Here is a 20,605-nt window from a genome sequence, read left to right on the forward strand (position 1 = left end):
ATATGGGCCAGTGTCATTCCGGGATGGTCCGAAGGACCAGACCCGGAATCTCGAGGTTCCGGGTTCGATGCTTCGCATCGCCCCGGAACGACGTATTCTACAGCTTGATCCCGGCTCGCGCGGCGGCTTGGGCGACATACTTCTGCGTCTGCTCGAATGCGCCCTGCAACGCCTTCGCGGTCGACATGTCGCTGATCGCGGCAAAGTGCGCGGCAACACCGTCCGGCGTCCACTCCGACTGCGGCAGGTTGACGCCTTCGGTCTCCAGCACGCGGATCACCGCGAACGAGCCGGCGCCGGCGCCCATGATGGTGCGGGTCGGTGCGTCCTCCGACAGCAGGAACTCGACGGCCGGCGTGATCGCTTCCGGCTTCATCAGCTGCAGCGCCTGCGGCGGCAGCAGCTCCTCGGTCATGCGGGTCGCCGCCGTCGGCGAGATGGTATTGACCTTGATGTTGTTCTTGCGGCCCTCTTCGGCGAGCACATTCATCAGGCCAACCATGCCGGCCTTCGCAGCGCCGTAATTGGCCTGGCCGAAATTGCCGAACAGGCCGGACGATGAGGTCGTCAGCACGATGCGGCCGTAGTTGCGCTCGCGCATGCCGGCCCACACCGCCTTGCAGCAGTAGAAGGTGCCGGTGAGATGCACGTCGAGCACCTTGGCCCAGTCGGCGACTTCCATCTTGGCAAACGACTTGTCGCGCAGGATGCCGGCATTGGCGCATAAGAGATCGACGCTGCCCCATTCCTTGGTGGCGCGCTCGACCATCGCAGTGACCTGCTCGAAGTTCGAGACATCGGCGCCGTCGGCTATCGCGGTGCCACCGGCCTTGCGGATCTCCTCGACCACGGTCTCGGCCGGCGACAGCGAGCCGCCGGTGCCGTCGCGCGCGCCGCCGAAATCGTTGACCACGACCTTGGCGCCGCGGCTGGCGAGACCCAGCGCATGCGCCCGTCCAAGACCATTGCCCGCGCCGGTGACGATAGCGACGCGTCCGTCAAACCTGATTGCCATGCCGTAAAATTCCTGTTCTTCCCTTCTCCCCTTGTGGGAGAAGGTGGCGCGCAAGCGCGCCGGATGAGGGGTTCTCTCCACGGATGAGCACGCGGAGAGAGACCCCTCACCCGGCTTCATCTCGCTCCGCTCGATTTCGCCACCCTCTCCCACAAGGGAAGCGGGTGCATGCCCGAGCGGCATGAAAAGGTTCGAGACTTTTGAGCAGCGATGGATGGCCGGGTCAAGTGCGGCACTGACCGGCCAAGGGGGGTGCGTTAGACCGCTGGGGTCATCGATCCGCAGGGCTTCAGGCTCTTGAGCAGGTGCCCGCTCCAACACTCGTGATGCTCCTGGGCGTAGCTCATCGAGCCAATCAGAAGCAAACCGACTACGACTAGTCCGGCGACGATGTTCTGCACCATGGCTGCCACTCCCGGGACCGCACCGCCTAGAGGCGGCATGATGGACACCAGGGGCCGAAGCCGTCAATGCACTACTTGGACGAGGCGCGCTCGCTCCACCTCTCTTGCTTGCATGAAAGGTGGAGCTACTCAACTATCCCTTAGCTGAAACTCAACTGTTGCTTAGCTGAAATAGATCAGCCCGAGCCAGTCGGCGACCAGCGCGGGCTTGTCCTCGCCCTCGATCTCGACCGTAACGTTGGTGCGCGACAGCAGTTCCTTCGGCTTGCGCAGCGTGGCTTCGGCCAGCACGAAGCGGCCGCGGACGCGCTTGCCGGAGCGCACCGGCGAGATGAAGCGCAGCTTGTCGAAGCCGTAATTGACGCCCATCGCGGTACCCTCGAGCACCGGCATCACCTCGTAGGACATGATGCTGAGCAGCGACATCGTGAGGAAGCCATGGGCGATCGTGGTGCCGAACGCGGTCTCCTTCTTCGCACGCTCGGGATCGACATGGATGAACTGGTGATCCTCGATCACGTCGGCATAGGTGTCGATGCGGCCCTGATCGAGCAGGTGCCACGAGGACACGCCGATCTCCTTGCCGACCATGCCCTGGTAGGTTTCCAGCGACACCGGCGGCTTCTTCCAGACTTCATTCATTGGCTGACCTCCTAACCGGAGGTCCGCACCTTCTGCAGCTCCGGAAATTCTTCCTCGCGGAACTCGACCCCGCGCAACGCATCGCTTCTGACATCGTCATGTTCGAGCCGGCGCAACTGCACCCGACGGATCTTTCCAGAAATCGTCTTGGGCAGCTCGGTGACCAGCTCGATCTTGCGGATGCGTTTAAACGGTGCGAGCCGCGTGTGCAAATGTTTGAAGATCGACAGCGCCGTCTCCGGGCTGCGCTCGACGCCGGATACCAGCAGCACATAGGCCTTGGGGACCGCCAACCGAATCGGGTCCGGGCTCGGCACCACGGCGGCCTCGGCCACCGCGTCATGCTCGAGCAGCACGCTCTCCAATTCGAACGGCGAGATGCGGTAGTCGGATGATTTGAACACGTCGTCGGTGCGGCCGACGAAGGTGAGATAGCCCTCGTCATCGGTGAACACGACGTCGCCGCTGCGATAGATCTCGCCATCTGTGCCGATCAGCCTGCCGTCGTCGCCCTGATAACCCTGCATCAGCCCCGCCGGCCTGTCGGCGCCGAGCAGCAGGGTCACCTCGCCTTCCTTGGCGGCGTGGCCGTCACTGTCGGTCACCTGGACGCGATAGCCCGGCAGCGGCCGGCCCATCGAGCCGACCTTGACCTTCTGCCCCGGCGAGTTGCCGGCCAGCGCCGTGGTCTCGGTCTGGCCGTAGCCGTCGCGGATGGTGAGGCCCCAGGCCGATTTGACCTGGTCGATGATTTCAGGGTTGAGCGGCTCGCCGGCCCCGCAGACCTCACGCAGCGAGACCTTGAAGCTGTCGAGATCCTCCTGGATGAACATCCGCCACACCGTCGGCGGCGCGCACAGCGTGGTGACGCCGCAGCGGCCGATGATCGAGAGCAGCCCCTTCGCCTCGAAGCGCGGCTGGTTGGCGATGAAGATCGTCGCGCCGGCATTCCACGGCGCGAAGAAGCAGCTCCAGGCATGCTTGGCCCAGCCGGGCGAAGAGATGTTGAGATGGATGTCGCCGGGCTGCAGACCGATCCAGTACATGGTCGAGAGATGACCGACCGGATAGCTGCGCTGGCTGTGCCGCACCAGCTTCGGCTTCGCCGTGGTGCCCGAGGTGAAATAGAGCAGCATCGGGTCGTCGGCGTTGGTCGGGCCGTCGGCGGTGAAAGCGTCGGACGCCTTGGCCGCATCCTCAAACGGCAGCCAGCCGTCCTGCGTCTGCGCCGCGCCGACCACGATGCGGACGAGACTGTCGCTGCCGAGGCCTGCGAACTTCGCGACCTGATCCTGGGTGGCGACCACCGCCTTGGCCTTGCCGCGATCGAGCCGGTCGCGCAGTTCATCGGCGGTGAGCAGCGTGGTCGCGGGGATCACCACGACACCGAGCTTCATCGCCGCCAGCATGGTCTCCCACAGCGGCACCACATTGCCGAGCAGCAGCAACAGATGATCGCCGCGCTTCAGCCCCTGCCCACGCAAGAAATTGGCGACCTGATTTGAGCGGCGCGACAGCTCGGCGAACGACAGCTTGGTCTCGTTGCCGCTGGCGGCATCGACGATCCACAGCGCCGGCCGGTCGCGGCTGTCGGCATTGCGTGCCAGCTCAGCGTCGAACCAGTCCAGCGCCCAGTTGAACGGCACCGGATCCGGCCAGCGGAATCCCTTCACCGCGGCGTCGTAGTCGGTGCGGTGCTTGAGCAGAAAAGCGCGTGCGTCCTGAAATGTGGTCATCTTCTTCCGAGCCCGTTGATTGGCAACCAGCGTTACCTTCAAGCGTAGCCCGGATGGAGCGAAGCGCAATCCGGGGGCGGTCGCGCCAGTCGATAAAGCTGTCCCGGATTTCGCTGCGCTCCATCCGGGCTACGAGTGGTCAGCTACTTCCCAGCGAGGCTGCGAACGTGCTGGATAATTCCGGAAAAGTCGACCCCGCCATGGCCCGACGCGTCGAAGGTCTTATAGAGCTCCTGCGCATGCTTGCCGAGCGGCGTCACCGCGCCGGCGGCATTGGCGGCGTCCTGTGCCAGCGTCAGGTCCTTCACCATCAGGTTGGAGGCGAAACCCGGCTTGTAGTCGTTGTTGGCCGGCGAGGTCGGCACCGGGCCGGGAACCGGACAATAGGTCGTCAGCGACCAGCACTGCCCCGACGAGGTCGAGGCGACGTCGAACAGCGCCTGGTGCGACAGGCCGAGCTTTTCGGCCAGCACGAAGGCCTCGCCGACGGCGATCATGGAGATACCGAGGATCATGTTGTTGCAGATCTTGGCCGCCTGCCCCGCGCCACCGGCGCCGCAATGCACGATCTTCTTGCCCATGTTGGCCAGCATCGGCTGAGCCGCCGCGAAGGCCTGCGCTTCACCGCCGCACATGAAGGTCAGCGTCGCGCCCTTGGCGCCGCCGGTGCCGCCGGAGACCGGTGCATCGACCGAGGCCATGCCGTGCTTGGCAGCGAGCGCGTGCGCCTGCTTGGCGCTTTCGACGTCGATGGTCGAGCAATCGATGATCAGCGCACCCTTGCTCATGGCAGGAAGCACTTCGTTCCAGACGCCGAGCACATGCTTGCCGGCCGGCAGCATGGTGATGACGACATCGGCGCCCTTCACCGCGGCAACGCCGCTCTCGGCGATCGCGGCGCCGTCGCTCTTGGCCTGATCGCGGGAAGCGGCGACCAGATCGAACGCGGTCACCTTGTGGCCGGCCTTGACCAGATTGGCCGCCATTGGCCCGCCCATATTGCCGAGCCCGATGAATGCGACGTTTGCCATGGGAAGTCCTCCGCTTGCGACGTTTCTATTTGCTGTCAGGAAATTTCAGTTCGTCGGCGCCGATCTCGGCGAAGTAAGGCGCCAGCATCTCCGCCGTCACATCCTCGATCCCCGGCGGCGACCATTTCGGATTGCGGTCCTTGTCGATCACGGCAGCGCGCACGCCCTCGCGGAAATCGTCGCTGGCGAACACCTCGAGCGCGGCGCGATATTCGCGTACCAGGCACTCTTCCAGCGTCTCGGTCGCCCGCGCCAGCCGCAGCAGCTTCAGCGTCACCACCATGCCGCGCGGCGATTTTTCGCCGAGCGTCTTCAGCGTGGCCTGCGCCAGGTCGGAACCGTCGGCCGTCAGCGCCGCGACAATCTCCTCCATCCGGCCGCGCGCGAACCAGCCATCGATCTTGGCCTGCATTGCTGCAACGGGGCCGGCCTTCTCGCCGGTGGCGAAGCCCGCGATCAGCCGGTCGATCTCGGCCGAATTCGTGCCCGGCGCAACCTTGGTCAGCGCCTCGCGCAGTGCCGGCAGCTTTGCGCTCGGCACCACGGCATCGGCAAACCTGGCGTAGATCGCATCGGGGCCGTTCATCGTGGTGCCCGTCAGCCCGAAATAGGTGCCGATCTCGCCCGGCGAACGCGACAGCAGATAGGTGCCGCCGACATCGGGGAAGAAGCCGAGGCCGACCTCGGGCATCGCGAGTTTGGTTCGCTCCGTCACCACGCGGTGGCGGCTATGCGCCGACAGGCCGACGCCGCCGCCCATCACGATGCCGTCCATGAACGCGACATAGGGTTTCGGGAACTGCTTGATCCGCGCGTTGAGGATGTACTCGTCGCGCCACAGGATCTTGCCGAGGTCGCCCCTGACCTTCGAGCTTTCCCAGAGCGCGCGGATATCGCCGCCGGCGCACAGGCCGCGCTCGCCGGCGCCTTCCAGCACGATCACCGCGACATCAGGATCGGCTTCGAACACATCGAGCGCCCTGTCGATGTCATGGAACATCTCCAGCGTCACGGCATTGATCGCCTTCGGCCGGTTCAGCCGGATGATGCCGGCCGCCCCTTCCTTGCGCGCGATCAGATCGCCTTCCGCGGCCAGATCATTCATCGCGCGCCCTCGATCAATTTGCGCGACACGATCAGCCGCATGATTTCATTGGTGCCCTCGAGGATCTGGTGCACGCGCAGATCGCGCACGATCTTCTCGACGCCGTACTCGCTGAGGTAGCCGTAGCCGCCATGCAGCTGCAGCGCCTGGTTGGCGACCTCGAAGCCGACATCGGTGCCGAAGCGCTTCGCCATTGCGCACAGCATCGAGGCGTCCGGATCCTTGCGGTCGAGCGCGGCCGCCGCGCGCCACAGGAAGGTGCGCGCTGCTTCCAGCTCGGTTGCCATGTCGGCGATCTTGAACTGCAGCGCCTGGAATTCGTCGAGCCGCTTTCCAAAGGCCTTGCGGTCCTTCATGTAGGCCAGCGCCTTGTCGAGCGCCGCCTGCGCGCCGCCGAGCGAGCACGCCGCGATGTTGAGCCGGCCGCCGTCGAGGCCGGCCATCGCGATCTTGAAGCCGATGCCCTCCTCGCCGAGCCGGTTCGCGACCGGCACGCGCGCATTCTCGAAAATCACGGCGCGGGTCGGCTGCGCGTTCCAGCCCATCTTGCGCTCGTTGTTGCCGAACGACACGCCCGGCGTCTTGCCGTCAATCACAATCGTCGAGACGCCGCCGGGACCATCGCCGCCGGTCCGCACCATTGCGACCAGGATATCCGTGCTGCCGGCACCGGAGATGAACTGCTTCTGGCCATTGAGGACGTAATGATCGCCGTCGCGCACCGCGCGGGTGCGTAGCGCCGCGGCGTCGGAGCCGGCACCCGGCTCGGTCAGGCAGTAGCTGGCGAGCAGCTCCATGGTGCAGAGCTTCGGCAGCCATGTGTGGCGCTGGGTGTCGTTGCCATAGGCATCGATCATCCAGGACGCCATGTTGTGGATCGAGATGAAGGCCGACGTGGTCGGACAGCCGGTCGCCAACGCCTCGAAGATCAGCGCGGCGTCGAACCGCGTCATCGCCGAGCCGCCGACATCGTCCTTGATGTAGATGCCGCCGATGCCGAGGCCTGCGGCCTCGCGCATCACATCCACCGGAAAGTGCTTTGTCTCGTCCCATTCGAGCGCGTGCGGCGCGATCTTTTCCGCCGCAAACGCCCGCGCCATGTCGCGAACCGCGATCTGGTCCTCGTTGAGAGCGAACTGCATCATTGCCTCGCCCTGAACGGACTTACTTCATCGTCGGGATCGAGAACTCCGCACCGTCCTTGACGCCGGAAGGCCAGCGCGAGGTCACCGTCTTGGTCTTGGTGTAGAAGCGGACCGAGTCCGGACCGTGCTGGTTGAGATCGCCGAAGCCGGACTTCTTCCAGCCGCCGAAGGTATAATAGGCGATCGGCACCGGAATCGGCACGTTGACGCCGACCATGCCGACATTGACCTTGGCCGCGAAGTCACGCGCGGCGTCGCCGTCGCGGGTGAAGATCGCAACGCCGTTGCCGTAGTCATGGTCGGACGGCAGCGCCAGCGCCTCGTGATAGTCCTTGGCGCGCACCACCGAGAGCACCGGGCCGAAGATCTCTTCCTTGTAGATCCGCATGTCCTTGGTGACGTTGTCGAACAGCGAACCGCCGAGATAGAAGCCGTTCTCGTAGCCCTGCATTTTGAAGCCGCGGCCGTCGACCGCGAGCGTCGCGCCTTCCTTGACGCCGATGTCGATGTAGCTCTTGACCTTCTCGACCGCCTCGCGGGTCACCAGCGGACCGTAGTCGGCCGACGGATCGACCGAGGTGCCGATCTTGAGCGACTCGACGCGCGGGATCAGCTTTTCCATCAGCCGGTCGGCGGTGGTCTTGCCGACGGGAACGGCGACCGACACCGCCATGCAGCGCTCGCCGGCCGAGCCGTAGCCGGCGCCGATCAGCGCATCGACCGCCTGGTCCATGTCGGCGTCGGGCATGATGATGGCGTGGTTCTTGGCGCCGCCGAAGCACTGGCAACGCTTGCCGGTCTGCGCGGCGCGTTCATAGATATATTGGGCAATGGGCGTCGAGCCGACGAAGCCGATCGCCTTGACGTCGGGGTCGTCGAGGATGGCGTCGACCGCTTCCTTGTCGCCGTTGACGACGTTGAGGATGCCGGCCGGCAGGCCCGCCTCGATCATCAGTTCGGCGAGCTTCATCGGCACGCCGGGATCGCGCTCCGAGGGCTTCAGGATGAAGGCGTTGCCGCAGGCGATCGCCGGCGCGAACTTCCACATCGGGATCATCGCCGGGAAGTTGAACGGGGTGATGCCGGCGACCACTCCCAGGGGTTGCCGCATCGAATAGATGTCGATGCCGGGGCCGGCGCCCTCGGTGTACTCGCCCTTCATCAGATGCGGGATGCCGCAGGCGAATTCGGCGACCTCGAGGCCGCGCTGGATATCGCCCTTGGCGTCGGGAACCGTCTTGCCGTGCTCGCGCGCCAAAAGCTCGGCGAGCTTGTCGTAGTCGCGCTGCACCAACTCGACGAACCTCATCATGACGCGGGCGCGGCGCTGCGGGTTGGTGGCGGCCCATTCGCCCTGCGCGGCTTTGGCGTTCTCGACCGCGGCGCGGACTTCGGCCTTCGAGGCCAGCGCGACCTTGGCCTGGACGTCGCCGGTCATCGGCTCGAAAACGTCTGCGGTACGGCCCGAGGTGCCCTTGACCTCCTTGCCACCGATAAAATGTCCGATTGAGCGCATGGATAAACCTCCCTGAAGGACCTGAATCGCCAGCCGGCCGGCGGGATCACTTTACAAACCCTATTGACCCTGCATTTTATAGGATTCAAGTCCGATAAATTGCACCATAGATGTGCGGAAATGCTGGATCAAGGCGGCGGCACAATCGACTGGGACGACTTCCGTTTCGTGCTTGCCATCGTGCGCGGCGGGTCGGTTTCGGCTGCCGCCAAGCAGCTCGGCGTCGATCATGCCACAGTGATCCGCCGTGTCGACCGGCTGGAGCGCCACCTCTCCGCAAAACTGTTTGATCGGCGCAAGACCGGCTATTTGCTGACCGAGGCCGGCCAGCGCGTCGCCGACAGCGCGGAAGCAATGGAATCCACCATCGTCGCCAACCAGGAGGCGGTCGGCGGCTCGCGCGCCCACCTCACCGGCACGGTGCGGATCGGCGCGCCTGACGGCTTCGGCAGCCACTTTTTGGCCTCGCGGCTGGTCAAGTTCACCGAGCGGTATCCCGACCTCGATCTGCAGCTCGTCGCTACCGCGCGGCTGTTCTCGCTCTCCAAGCGCGAGGCCGACATCGCGATCAGCCTGACGATGCCGAAGGAAGGCCGCATCGTCGGCCGCAAGCTGCTCGACTACACGCTCGGGCTTTATGCCGCACCCGCCTATCTGGCGCAGGCACCTGCGATTGCCGCGCGCGCCGACCTGCCGCGGCATCGCTTCGTCGGCTACATCGAGGAGCTGCTGTTCACGCCGGAACTGGACTATCTGCCGCAGGTCTCGCCGAAGATCTCCGCCAAATTCCGCAGCGCCAACCTGATCGCCCAGCTCAACGCCACCATCGCCGGCTTCGGCATCGCCGTGCTGCCGCACTTCATGGCATCAGCGCATCCCGAGCTGCAGCCGGTGCTGCGCGACGAGGTGCAGATCTCCCGCACCTTCTGGCTTTTGATGCACGCCGACAGCAAGGACCTCGCCCGCATCCGCTCCGTGGCGGATTACATCTACGAGACGGTGGAAGCCGAGCGCATGCTGTTCAGCGGGCCATAGGGCTCGTCGACATCATCCGGCGGATCGGATGCCTCGGGGGTCGGTATCCCTGTTCGATGCGACGTAGTCGACCTCGCCACGCGAGATCCCGATATCCATGAGCTCCCGGTCGCTCAGGCTGCCGAGATCGGCGCGCAGCCGCTCCCATTTGCGCCATTCCTGAATTGAGTCCCAAAAGCTCTTGAAGGCGCCGGAGACCCGCGGCGTCGATGCGCTCGCCTGGGCTGAGCGCGTTGGACTGTAGGTCGTGCTCATTGCAGCACCTCCAGGTTCGTTCCGTCAGGACAGGGTACCGGGGCCTGCGCAAGCGCACTTGACGGGCGGCTTACATTTTCCTCGCCGGCAGCCTATTCTTGGCGGCTGAGGCGCCGCCAAAGCGCTGATGGCGATCATCGGACGCATACCCAAGGGATTCGCGGCTTGCGCTATCTCTTCGAGGAGTACGCACTCGACACGGACCGGCGCGAGCTGCACCGCGGGACGGACGTGGTCTCCGTCGCGCCACAGGTATTCGACCTGCTCGACTTTCTAATCCGCAACAGGGAGCGCGTCGTCAGCAAGGACGATCTCATCGACGCCATCTGGAACGGGCGCTGCGTGTCCGATGCAGCCCTGACCACACGCTTCAACGCTGCGCGAAGCGCGATCGGCGATTCCGGCCAGGAGCAGCGCCTCATCAGGACACTGCCGCGCAAGGGCTTCCGGTTTGTCGGCGCGGTCCGGGAAGAGCGGACGCCGGCAAGCGCGGCAACGGCCGTTTCCCCCGAACCGCGACAGCCACCCCTCAATCTCCCCGACAAGCCCTCGATTGCCGTGCTGCCGTTCCAGAACCTCAGCGCCGACCCGGAGCAAGAGTATTTCGCCGACGGCGTCGTGGAAGACATCACCATGGCGCTGTCGCGATTTCGTTGGCTGTTCGTGATCGCGCGCAATTCGAGTTTCACTTACAAAGGCCGGCCCGTAGACATCAAGCAGGTCGGCCGCGAGCTTGCGGTGCGCTATGTGCTCGAAGGTAGCGTGCGCAAGGCCGGAAATCGTATTCGTATCGCCGGTCAGCTTATCGATACCGAAACAGGCGCACATCTCTGGGCGGACCGCTTTGATGGCGCGCTCGAAGATATTTTCGATCTGCAAGACCAGGTGACTTCTACCGTCGTGGGCGCAATCGCGCCGATGCTTCAGCGCGAGGAAATCAAGCGAGCCAGGCGCAAGCCAACCGAGAATCTGGATGCATACGACTATTACCTGCGTGGGTTGGCGATCGTTCGTCGGTGGACCAGGGAAGCGAACAGCGAAGCGCTCCAGCTCTTCAGCAAGGCGATCGAGCTCGATCCAGGTTTGGCGTGCGCTTATGGCATGGCCGGATGGTGCTACATCCAGCGCAAAGCGCGCCACTGGATGATCGATCGTGTGCAGGAAAGTGCCGAAGCTACACGGTTAGGCTGGAAGGCAGTGCATCTGGGAGCAGACGATCCGGCCGCGATGTGCATGGGTGCATATGTACTCGCCTTTATAGCCCATGAATTCGACGACGCCGTCGCCTTCGTGGATCGCGGACTCGCGATCAATCCGAACCTGGCGCAAGCATGGCACCTTGGTGCCTGGGTGAGAGCGTTCAGAGGTGAACCGGACCTCGCGCTTGACTACGCGATGCGTGCCATGCGCCTGAGCCCGCTCGATCCGTCCATGTACGGCATAAACGGAGCGGTGTCGTATGCGCATTTTCTCTCCGGCCGCTACGACATGGCGTTGTCATGGGCCGAAAAAGCATTGCGCGACAATCCGGATTTCCTGCTGGCCATCTGCATGTTCGCAGCCAGCAACGCACTCACCGGACGCCTTGAGGCGGCACAAAAGGGCATCGCACATATACGCGAACGCGATCCCGATTTGCGCATCTCCAATCTGGGAGAGCTGGCACCATTTCGGCGAGCGAAGGATCTTGCGATTTTTACCAAAGGCCTTCGCGCAGCCGGGCTTCCCGAATGAAGGTGAGTTCGCGGCTCACCCCGGCAGCAGGATCGAACCGGTCAACTGTATCGGCGGCGGATTACATCTGCGAGACGGTCGAAGCCGAGCGCACGCCGTTCAGCGGGGTGTGATGCGGGCGGGCACATCACCGTCATCCTGAGGAGCGCGTAGCGCGTCTCGAAGGATGCACGGCCCGGCTCGTGGCCGTCGATCCTTGGAGGGCCGCTGAAGAAGCGGCCACCTCAGGATGACGGGTTCAAAAGCGGAGCGTGCCCTTAGTTCACCTTGGCCTTCTTCGCCGGCGGCTTGGCCGCCGCCGCGCGTCCCAGCACGGCCTCGCGGCCGGCCGACAGGATCTCGTCGGACATTTCGCCATTGCCGGCGATCCGCGACATCACGATGGAGCCCATCATGGTCGCCAGTGTCGCCATCGCCTGCTTGCGCGCGGTCTTGCGCGGCACGTCCTGGATCTGGTCGGTAATCATGTCGATCATCTGGTCGAGCTTGAGCGCAAAGGCCTTCCGGGTCTTCGGGCTTTCGCGGGCGATCTCGGCGCCGAGCGCCGGCACCGCGCAGCCCTGGCCGGGATCGTCGCGATGGGTCGCCGACAGGTAGCCGTCGACGATCGTCGCAAGCCGCTTCTCCGGGGGCACCTCCGCCGTCACCTTGCGCCAGCGCTCGTTGGCGCGGTCCATGGCATAGTTGAAGGCCTCGATCACCAGCGCCTCGCGCGAGTCGAAATGCGCGTAGAAGCCGCCATGGGTGAGCCCGGCGTCCTTCATCAGGTCGGCGACGCCGATGCCATGGGCGCCCTTCTCGCGCAGCCGCGTTGCGGCCTTCTTCACGATTCGCGCGTGGGTCTCCTGCTTATGTTCTTTCGAATAGCGCATGCCGATCTCATGGAATGTTTCTAATCATATAATAGCAGATTTGCGCCGGGAATGCTGCAGTTATTTCGGCTTGTTCACCGCCAGGGGTTCCCCGCCGAGCATCGAAAATGTCGCAGTCGCGTGCACCGCAAGATTGCCTCTGCCGTCACGGACGAAGCCCTCGGTGTAGCTGGTCTGGCGGCCGAGCTTGATCACCTTGCCCTCGGCCGAGATGGTTCCCGAACGCACTGAGAGCGGGCGCAGATAGGTCAGCTTGAGGTCGAGCGTGACCGAGGCCTGCCCGGCCGGAAGCATGGTCGAGATCGCGCAACCCATCGCGGTATCGAGCAGCGCCGCGGCGGTCGCGCCGTGCAGCAGCCCGATGGTGTTCTCCAGGCTCTCATGCGGCTCGAGTTCCATCACGATCCGCCCCTCCTCGACCACGGCCACGCGGAAGCCGATCAGCTTGGCCATCGGCGGCGGCGGCAGCACGCCGTCGCGGATCGCACGCATCGCCTCGATCCCAGACATAGGCATCGCCGCCTTCGCCACCGGCCCGGGCGCCTGCCATTCCACCGTGCGCGTGCGCGTCAGCTCGGGGGAATGAAGATCTGATGTCTCGGCGGCGGTCATGACGGCTCCATTTATATGATTAACATAATTCTATAGATCCGAGCCGCGCGCGACGCAACCGCAGGGCCAGTGCCTTGACAGAAGCGGCCTTTGTCCGGGACATGGCAGGAGTCATTTCGGGGCGATGCGCAGCATCGAACCCGGAATCTCGAGATTCCGGGTCTGGTGCTTACGCACCATCCGGAATGACGTGTCGATCAATTCCTGCGCCGGAAGCACTCCATGGACATGCTCAATCCCCACTGCGGCATCGACCGCGACGACAGAGGCGTCGTCCGCCTCACGATCTGCAACGCCGGCAAGCTGAACATCGTCAGTTCGGCCGTGACCAACGGCGTGCGCGAAGGCTTTGAGCATCTGGCCGCCGATCCGACCATCCGCGCGGTGATCCTGGCCGGCGAAAGCGAGCGCAGCATGATCGGCGGCGCCGATATCAAGGAGATGGCGACGCTCGACCAGAAATCCGCCGAAGCCTTCATCAGCCGCCTGCGCGACCTCTGCGAGGCCGTGCGCAAATTCCCGGCGCCTGTCATCGCCCGCCTGCCCGGCTGGTGTCTCGGCGGCGGCCTCGAGGTCGCAGCCGCCTGCGACGTCCGCATCGCCGCGCATGACGCGATGTTCGGCATGCCCGAGGTCAAGGTCGGCATCCCCTCGGTGATCCACGCCGCGCTGCTGCCGCGCCTGATCGGCTGGGGCCGCGCCCGCTGGCTGATGATGACCGCGGAGAACATCGACGCACCGACCGCGCTCGCTTGGGGCCTGGTCGACACCGTGGCAAAACCCAATGGCCTCGATGACGCTGTCGAGCACACCGTCAAGGCGCTGCTGGAATGCGGCCCCGAAGCGCTGCGCATCCAGAAGGACCTGCTGCGGCAGTGGGAAGAGCTGCCGCTGACCGAATCGGTCAATCTCAGCGTCGGCGTGTTCGGAAAATCGTTCCAGACCGGCGAGCCGCAGCGGCTGCTGCAGGGATTCCTGGATCGGAAGAAATAGAAAGTAGAAGACGCGGATCGAGGCGTTCAGACCTCGATCCGCGTCCTTGTTGGTCCGGATTTCCGTGCGCCTTAGTCGTCGGTCTCGACGAAGGGCGGCATGAAATAGCCGGGCTGGACGCCAAGCTGGAACCGACCGATCGACCGGTAATCACCGAGATTGTTGCTCGGCTGCGGCGTGTTGTAGCCGGCGAACACGATCGTCACGGTCCGCTCGTCGGTCAGCACCGCCTGCGGATCGTAGACCCGGCCGCTGAAGAAGTTCGTGGTGTAGCCCTCGCCCGGCGGTACGAAGGGCGCGACTTGCGCGGCCGTCAGGGCGTCTGCGCCATGAACGTTCACGAGCGGCGCATTCAGTGGGTACGGCCGCGGGCCGGCGGGATCGACGACCTTGTCCGTGGACAGGATCGGATTGTCGAAGCCGTTGACCACGTGCCACTTCAGGAGATCGCCTGCGCCGCGAACCGGATTGTCGGTTTCGGCGTAGCCGATGAAGTGGAAGCCGTCGGAGTCGTTGTCCAGGCAGTTTCCGGCGCCGAAGAACATGCCGAAGCGCCCGTCATGGATGCGCAGGATGCTGCCGCTGCCGAGCCAGCGAATGCCGTTCAGCGCAACCGTGGTCTGGTCGTTGAGGCCGGTCGCCGCGCCGACGTCGGTGAAGTTCACGCCATCAGACGTCGTTGCAATACGAATCGTGATCACGTCGTGGTTGGGCTTCCGCGGCTTCTTGTTGACGAGGTTGGTCAGCGCGAAGGCCGGCGTTGACGGGCACACCTGGTTGGCCGGAAAACTCTTGTCGCCGGGGGTGAGGTTCTTGGAGACGTAGACGACGGCGGTCTTCTCGCCCATGTGCACGGCGCCGAGAATGGCGTCGGGATCGATCAGGCCGGTGGTCGCGCCCGCCGTAGCCTCGAGCTTGGGATAGCCGCCAGACGCAAGCGGGCTGACAAATCCGAGCTCCGGAAGTCCGAACAGCGAGAAGTCCTCGCCGCGATGCAGCGGATGGACCACGAGCTGATCGCTGTCGATGTGACCATCGGCGCGGTTGAGATGATAGACGCGCTGCTTGCCCCTCACGGACAGCACGAAGGCGTGGCCAAGCCCGTTGTCGGCGGCATTTGCGCTCGACGAGCCGTACGCCGTCTTCACGCCATTGACGTTGACGTTCTGATTGTCCGGATCGGTCGCATCCCACGGGCAGTAGGGGTTGAGCGCCAGCGCCTTGCCCTTGAACTGCCAGGTCGCGCCCCAATCCGTCGAGATCGCAGCAACCGTCGCCTCCTGCTCATTGCGCGGACGATAGTCGAACAGGCCTTCGAGGACGGCGCCGCGACGGCGAACGAACGGAAAATAGTAAGGCTGCATCACGCTCTTGCCGTGATTGATCGTGGTCTCGCCGCTCGCCGAGCAATAGTCGGCATAGGGCGTCCCATAGAGGGTCGGATTGTAGGGCGGCGTGAGCGTGCCCGGCGGCACGATGCCGGAAGCGTCGTGATGAAAATGATGTCCGGACTGATGCAGCGTCCACGGTCCGTGTTCGATCACGGATTGTGTCAGGCTGTCCGGAACGTATGAAAGCGTGGAGCCGGCATGGGCGGTCGATGCGACCGCAAGCAAGACACCGGCGGCGGCAGTGCCAAAGAGCAAGCGCGTCATGGAGCTGAGCCTTTTTTGTCTGGGGGGAGCAATTCGATAAATTAGGCAATGCGGAGAGCACCCCGCGGAAAATGCGGGGTGGTGCGAGCCGGTCGTAACACCGGGCTCCAACAGATATGTGACGCCGGGATGTCCTCCACAGCCAAGGCGGATGGGCTTTGTTCTAAGAACGTCGGGCGCGACGTCGCGCGAGCCGTGGCTCCATCCGGACCATGCGTCTGACGGACTGTTGACCGCGGGCGCCAGCCTACTAGTCTAGGCTCGACTGCGAGACGATTGTTTCAGATCGAGAACGTCGATCGGAGCACGGCGGTTTCACGCCGTCCGCGGCAGAAATCTACAATCAATTCTCGGGACAAACGCACAAGGTCACACTTCAAGAGCTGCAGGAGGACATATGGTCCAAAAGCGCGACGTTCCCGGTATCCGCCCCTATGATGCTCCGGCCGGCGGCTGGGGCGCCCTCAAGGCCACCGCTGAGGCGGTTCGCACCCAGATGGATCTGGTCGAGGCGCCGATTACGCTGCTGCGGACCAACAAGCCTGATGGCTTCGACTGCCCGGGCTGCGCCTGGCCCGACAAGGAGCACACCTCCACCTTCCAGTTCTGCGAGAACGGCGCCAAGGCCGTGACCTGGGAGGCGACCAGCAAGCGCGTCACGCCGGAGTTCTTTGCCGCGCACACCGTCACCGAGCTGCTCGGCTGGACCAATTTCCATCTCGAGAACGAGGGCCGCCTGACCCAGCCCCTCGCCTATGACGCGGCAAGCGACACCTACCAGCCGATCGCCTGGGAGGACGCCTTCGCGCGGATCGGCGAGACGCTGCGCGCGCTGCCGGATCCCAACATGGCCGAGTTCTACACTTCCGGCCGCGCCTCGAACGAGGCCGCCTTCCTGTTCCAGATCTTCGCGCGCGAATACGGCAGCAACAATTTCCCCGACTGCTCGAACATGTGCCACGAGGCGACCAGCGTCGGGCTGCCGCAATCGATCGGCATCGGCAAGGGCACGGTGTCGCTGGACGATTTCGACCATTGCGAGCTGATCATCGCGATGGGCCACAATCCCGGCACCAACCATCCGCGCATGATGGGCACCTTGTGGGAGGTCTCGCGCCGTGGCGTGCCGATCATCGTGTTCAATCCCTTGCGCGAGCGCGCGCTGGAGCGCTTTGCCGATCCGCAGGACCCGATCGAGATGGCGACGCTCGGCTCGACCCGGATCGCCTCGACCTATTACCAGCCCAAGGTCGGCGCCGACGCCGCGGTCCTGAAGGGCGTCATGAAGGCGCTGATCGAGACGGACGACGCGAGCCACGACGTGCTCGATCACGCCTTCATCGCCGAACACACCAACGGCTTTGATGCGTTCGCTGCCGATCTGCGCGCCACGCCGTGGGACAAGATCGAGACCGTCTCCGGCTTCAGCCGCGCCCAGCTCGGCGAGGTCGCGGCCGCCTACGCCAAGTCCAATGCCACCATCGTCACCTACGGCATGGGCATCACCCAGCACATGCGCGGCACCGATAATGTGCAGCAGATCGCAAACCTGCTGCTCTTGAAGGGCAATTACGGCAAGCCCGGCGCCGGCATCTGCCCGCTGCGCGGCCACTCCAACGTGCAGGGCAACCGCACCGTCGGCATCACCGAGAAACCCAACATCGCAATGTTCGAGGGCATCGAGCGGACCTTCGGCTTCAAGCCGCCGCGCCATCACGGCCATGACGCGGTCGCCGCGATGGAGGCGATCGACGACGGCCGGTCGAAGGTCCTGGTCTGCCTCGGCGGCAATTTTGCCATCGCCCTGCCCGACCCGGAACGCTGCACGGCCGCGATGCGCAAGCTCGAGCTTGCCGTCCACCTCGGCACCAAGCTGAACCGCTCGCATCTCTTGGTCGGCAAGCAGTCGATCATTCTGCCGGTGCTCGGCCGCACCGAGCGCGACATCCAGGCTTCGGGGCCGCAGGTCGTCACGGTCGAGGATTCGATGTCGATGGTGCACGCCTCGCGCGGCAAGCTGACCCCGGCTTCCGAGGATCTGCTGTCGGAATCGGCAATCATTGCCGGCATCGCGATGGCGACCTTGCCGGCGACCAAGGTGCCGTGGGCCGAGCTGATCGCCGATTACGACCGCATCCGTGACGCTATCGAGGGCGTCTTCCCCGACTTCAAGGATTACAACGCACGCATCCGGATTCCCGGCGGCTTCCGTCTGCCGTTGCCGCCGACCGAGCGCAAATGGACCACCGCGTCCGGCAAGGCGGAATTCCTGATCTTTGACGGCCTCGAAGAGGACCCGGTGCTGGCGGACAAGTCAGTCCTCAAGCTCGCCACCATCCGCAGCCATGATCAGTACAACACCACGATCTACGGCTTGAACGACCGCTACCGCGGCGTGTTCGGCCGGCGCGACGTGCTGTTCGCGAACGAGGCTGATCTCACCGCGCGCGGCCTCGCCCATGGCGACCTCGTCGAGATCGAAACCGCGCTGCCCTCCGGCGAGCCGCGCCGTCTGACGCTGACCGCGATCGTCTACGACATCGCCCGCGGCTCGGTCGCCGCCTACTATCCCGAGGCCAACGGTCTGGTGCCGCTCGACTATCAGGACAAGGAAAGCGGCACGCCGTCCTACAAGTCGGTACCGGTGCATATCAGGCGGGCGGCGCAGGCGGCGTGATTGACACAAAACGCGGCTCGTAGCCCGGATGGAGCGCAGCGAAATCCGGGGACGCGTCATCCGCGCGTCGAGTTGTCCCGGATTGCGCTGCGCTCCATCTGGGCTACGCTAGATGTTGACGATCTAGTCGACCACGGCGCGTTGAGACGGTGGATGCAATGGTGAATGAAGTAATTGCGGCGGCAGGCAATACGGCTGTCCCAGCATATCTCACGCTACTCAAGCTTGGATACACAGTTGATCGTGCTGGCAAGGGCGATCGGGAGCACTGGATCGCGAAGAAGGAGACGCTCCATCTTGTCGCCGATTGCCCACTAGAACTCCTGGGCCTCTGTTTGTTGCGGAGTGAGCAAGGTCCACACTGGCAGGCGACAGACCGCCAGATTGACGAATTCATGAGACAGTTCTACCCGACTGCGAGTTCAACGTAAACATCACGCAGCAAGCGGTCGTCGTCGACTCCTGTGGCCCGCATGAGCGAAGCGACATGCGGACCCGATCGTCCCGGAGATCGCTTCGCTCACCCGGGCTGCAATGGCTGAGCGCATCACCGTTCGGGAGTGACCCGCACGCGGTGGAAGGAACGTCGCACAAAGCGCGAGAACGGTCAGAACAAAGCACGCCCAGATCATGTACTTGAGGATGTCCTTGCCCGTGATCATCGTGCCACTTCGTGTGCCAGATCGTGATTTGTAGCCCGGATTGGAGTGCAGCGAAATCCGGTGACCGTCATCCGTAGGTCGAAGTTCCGGATTGCGCTTCGCTCCATCCGGGCTATGCGTGCCCCTCACCTCGCATTCGCCGGCGCATGCACCGGCCACAAATCGGCGCGCCAATGCAGCGCGATCGCCAGCATCGCGATGAAGCCGGCGGCGGCGAGCAGCGTGCCGGTCGCAGTGTAGCCGATCAGGTCGATCAAGCTGCCGGCCGCGAGCAGGCCGAGCGGCAGGCCGTAGATTACCATCATCCGCACGCCCATCACGCGGCCGCGGAGATGCGCGCTGGCATTGCGCATCAGCATCACCGCGGCCGAAATCATCGACATGCTCTGCGCGATGCCGGCGAGCAGCAGGCAGGCCATTGCCACCGGCATGGTCCTGAGCTCGACGAACACCAGCAGCATCGCGTACCAGGCGAGCGTCGCGCCGATCAGGAGCCGCGCGATGCGTACGCCGCCGGCCATGCTGAGCGTGATCGAGCCGATCAGCGAGCCGACCGCAAAGCTCGCGGAGAGATAGCCGAGGCCGGTCTGGTCGGTGTGGAAGATGTCGCGCGCGACATAGGGCAACAGGCCGTTGGTCAGCGGAAACGCGGTGAGGTTGGCAAGGAACGCGACACAGAGAGCGGCGCGCATGCCCGGGCCGCTCCAGGCATAGACGATGCCCTCCTTGAGGTCGCGCAGCAGTTTCGAGCCCGGCAGGTCGATGTCCGACTGATCGGCTGGGGCATGCGATTTCGGCCGGCCCATGCAGAGCATCAGGATGGCGGCGATGAAATAGAAGCTGGCGATCCCGACATAGACATAGCCGATGCCGAGCGCCGCGAACAATCCGGCCCCGGTCAAGGCGCCGGCGATGCGCGCCGAGTCCTGCGTGGTGCGCGCCAGGCTGATAGCGCCGACCAGCTGCTCGGGCGGCATGATGTCGGCGAGCAGCGCACCGCGCACGCCGAGGTCTGACGGGCGGATCAGCCCCATGACGGCGACGATGATCATCACATTAAGAGGAGCAAGATGTCCTGTCAGCGCCAGCGTCATGATGGTGCCGGCCAGCGCCGTATAGGCAAAGCGCATCACGGCGAGCAGATCGCGATGCCCCATCCGGTCGCCGATCATGCCGACCACAGGCGCGACCAGCGTGCCGACATATTGCAGCGAAGCGAGCACCGTCAGCAGCAGCACCGAGCCGGTCTCGACCATGATGTACCAGCCGAGCACCAGCGTCTCGACCTCGAACGCCCAGGAGGTGAGCAGATCGGACGGCCATTGGAAGCGATAGCTGCGGATGCGAAACGGTGCGAGCGCGGAGGTCCGCGTGGTCCCGCTCACGACGCGATGACGCGTGTCACGGCGTGTCCTGCCCTTTTCTTGGTTCTTCTGGGTCTTGATTGCAGATATTGATTCTCTTGGGAAAAACGCTCCTGTTCCGGCAGCGTAGCGCCGAGGCAGGACGTGTCAAT

The 20,605-nt window shown here is 64.5% G+C and carries 16 protein-coding genes; 4 read left to right on the forward strand and 12 right to left on the reverse strand.

Going from position 1 to position 20,605, the window contains the following annotated elements:
• Positions 1-97: 97 nt before the first annotated feature.
• The 7 genes from QDT69_RS24810 to QDT69_RS24840 all read right to left on the reverse strand — a co-directional run bounded on the left by QDT69_RS24810 (position 98) and on the right by QDT69_RS24840 (position 8,594).
• Positions 98-1,015 (reverse strand): SDR family NAD(P)-dependent oxidoreductase, encoded by a 918-nt coding sequence (locus QDT69_RS24810; protein WP_279709095.1) that lies wholly within the window; start codon positions 1,013-1,015, stop codon positions 98-100.
• A 566-nt stretch (positions 1,016-1,581) separates the two neighbouring features.
• The gene (locus QDT69_RS24815; RefSeq protein WP_050418862.1) at positions 1,582-2,061 is read right to left on the reverse strand and encodes a MaoC family dehydratase; all 480 of its coding nucleotides are present in this window, start codon (positions 2,059-2,061) and stop codon (positions 1,582-1,584) included.
• An 11-nt stretch (positions 2,062-2,072) separates the two neighbouring features.
• On the reverse strand, positions 2,073-3,797 hold the full coding sequence (locus QDT69_RS24820; RefSeq protein WP_279709096.1) for an AMP-binding protein: 1,725 nt from the start codon (positions 3,795-3,797) through the stop codon (positions 2,073-2,075).
• 143 nt (positions 3,798-3,940) lie between these two features.
• Positions 3,941-4,828, reverse strand: a complete 888-nt coding sequence (gene mmsB, locus QDT69_RS24825) for a 3-hydroxyisobutyrate dehydrogenase (protein WP_279709097.1) — start codon at positions 4,826-4,828, stop codon at positions 3,941-3,943.
• 25 nt (positions 4,829-4,853) lie between these two features.
• Positions 4,854-5,933: an enoyl-CoA hydratase/isomerase family protein gene (locus QDT69_RS24830; RefSeq protein WP_279709098.1), complete on the reverse strand. Its 1,080-nt coding sequence runs from the start codon at positions 5,931-5,933 to the stop codon at positions 4,854-4,856.
• Complete coding sequence (locus QDT69_RS24835) at positions 5,930-7,075, reverse strand: isobutyryl-CoA dehydrogenase (RefSeq protein ID WP_279709099.1); 1,146 nt, start codon at positions 7,073-7,075, stop codon at positions 5,930-5,932. Before QDT69_RS24835 ends, QDT69_RS24830 begins: the two co-directional genes overlap by 4 nt.
• A gap of 22 nt (positions 7,076-7,097) precedes the next feature.
• On the reverse strand, positions 7,098-8,594 hold the full coding sequence (locus tag QDT69_RS24840; RefSeq protein WP_279709100.1) for a CoA-acylating methylmalonate-semialdehyde dehydrogenase: 1,497 nt from the start codon (positions 8,592-8,594) through the stop codon (positions 7,098-7,100).
• A 120-nt stretch (positions 8,595-8,714) separates the two neighbouring features.
• Here QDT69_RS24840 and QDT69_RS24845 point away from each other — a divergent pair, with 120 nt between their 5' ends.
• Positions 8,715-9,629 carry a LysR family transcriptional regulator gene (locus tag QDT69_RS24845; protein WP_279709101.1) on the forward strand — a complete coding sequence of 305 codons (915 nt, stop codon included), beginning with the start codon at positions 8,715-8,717 and terminating at the stop codon, positions 9,627-9,629.
• 12 nt (positions 9,630-9,641) lie between these two features.
• Here the strand turns inward: QDT69_RS24845 and QDT69_RS24850 are convergent, their stop codons facing one another.
• A complete protein-coding gene (locus tag QDT69_RS24850) occupies positions 9,642-9,884 on the reverse strand; it encodes a DUF1127 domain-containing protein (RefSeq protein WP_279709102.1) in 243 nt (80 codons plus the stop codon).
• 165 nt (positions 9,885-10,049) lie between these two features.
• On the opposite strand from QDT69_RS24850, the gene QDT69_RS24855 reads away from it, so the two are divergent.
• Positions 10,050-11,618: a winged helix-turn-helix domain-containing tetratricopeptide repeat protein gene (locus QDT69_RS24855; RefSeq protein ID WP_279709103.1), complete on the forward strand. Its 1,569-nt coding sequence runs from the start codon at positions 10,050-10,052 to the stop codon at positions 11,616-11,618.
• Positions 11,619-11,875: 257 nt separating this feature from the next.
• Here QDT69_RS24855 and QDT69_RS24860 read toward each other — a convergent pair whose 3' ends face one another.
• The gene (locus tag QDT69_RS24860; protein WP_279709104.1) at positions 11,876-12,490 is read right to left on the reverse strand and encodes a TetR/AcrR family transcriptional regulator; all 615 of its coding nucleotides are present in this window, start codon (positions 12,488-12,490) and stop codon (positions 11,876-11,878) included.
• A gap of 60 nt (positions 12,491-12,550) precedes the next feature.
• Entirely contained in the window at positions 12,551-13,102 is a 552-nt protein-coding gene (locus QDT69_RS24865; protein ID WP_279709105.1) for a PaaI family thioesterase, read from the reverse strand.
• Positions 13,103-13,324: 222 nt separating this feature from the next.
• Here QDT69_RS24865 and QDT69_RS24870 point away from each other — a divergent pair, with 222 nt between their 5' ends.
• Positions 13,325-14,095, forward strand: coding sequence for an enoyl-CoA hydratase (locus tag QDT69_RS24870; RefSeq protein ID WP_279709106.1), 771 nt, complete (start codon positions 13,325-13,327; stop codon positions 14,093-14,095).
• 71 nt (positions 14,096-14,166) lie between these two features.
• On the opposite strand, the gene QDT69_RS24875 is transcribed toward QDT69_RS24870, so the two are convergent.
• On the reverse strand, positions 14,167-15,750 hold the full coding sequence (locus QDT69_RS24875; RefSeq protein ID WP_279709107.1) for a hypothetical protein: 1,584 nt from the start codon (positions 15,748-15,750) through the stop codon (positions 14,167-14,169).
• A gap of 397 nt (positions 15,751-16,147) precedes the next feature.
• Between QDT69_RS24875 and QDT69_RS24880 the strand changes: the two genes are divergently transcribed.
• Positions 16,148-18,427, forward strand: a complete 2,280-nt coding sequence (locus QDT69_RS24880; RefSeq protein ID WP_279709108.1) for an FdhF/YdeP family oxidoreductase — start codon at positions 16,148-16,150, stop codon at positions 18,425-18,427.
• Between the two features lie 787 nt (positions 18,428-19,214).
• Here QDT69_RS24880 and QDT69_RS24885 read toward each other — a convergent pair.
• A complete protein-coding gene (locus tag QDT69_RS24885; protein WP_279709109.1) occupies positions 19,215-20,474 on the reverse strand; it encodes an MFS transporter in 1,260 nt (419 codons plus the stop codon).
• Positions 20,475-20,605 lie beyond the last annotated feature (131 nt).

The organism is Bradyrhizobium sp. CER78 (genome assembly GCF_029846235.1).
Taxonomy (GTDB): Bacteria; Pseudomonadota; Alphaproteobacteria; order Rhizobiales; family Xanthobacteraceae; genus Bradyrhizobium.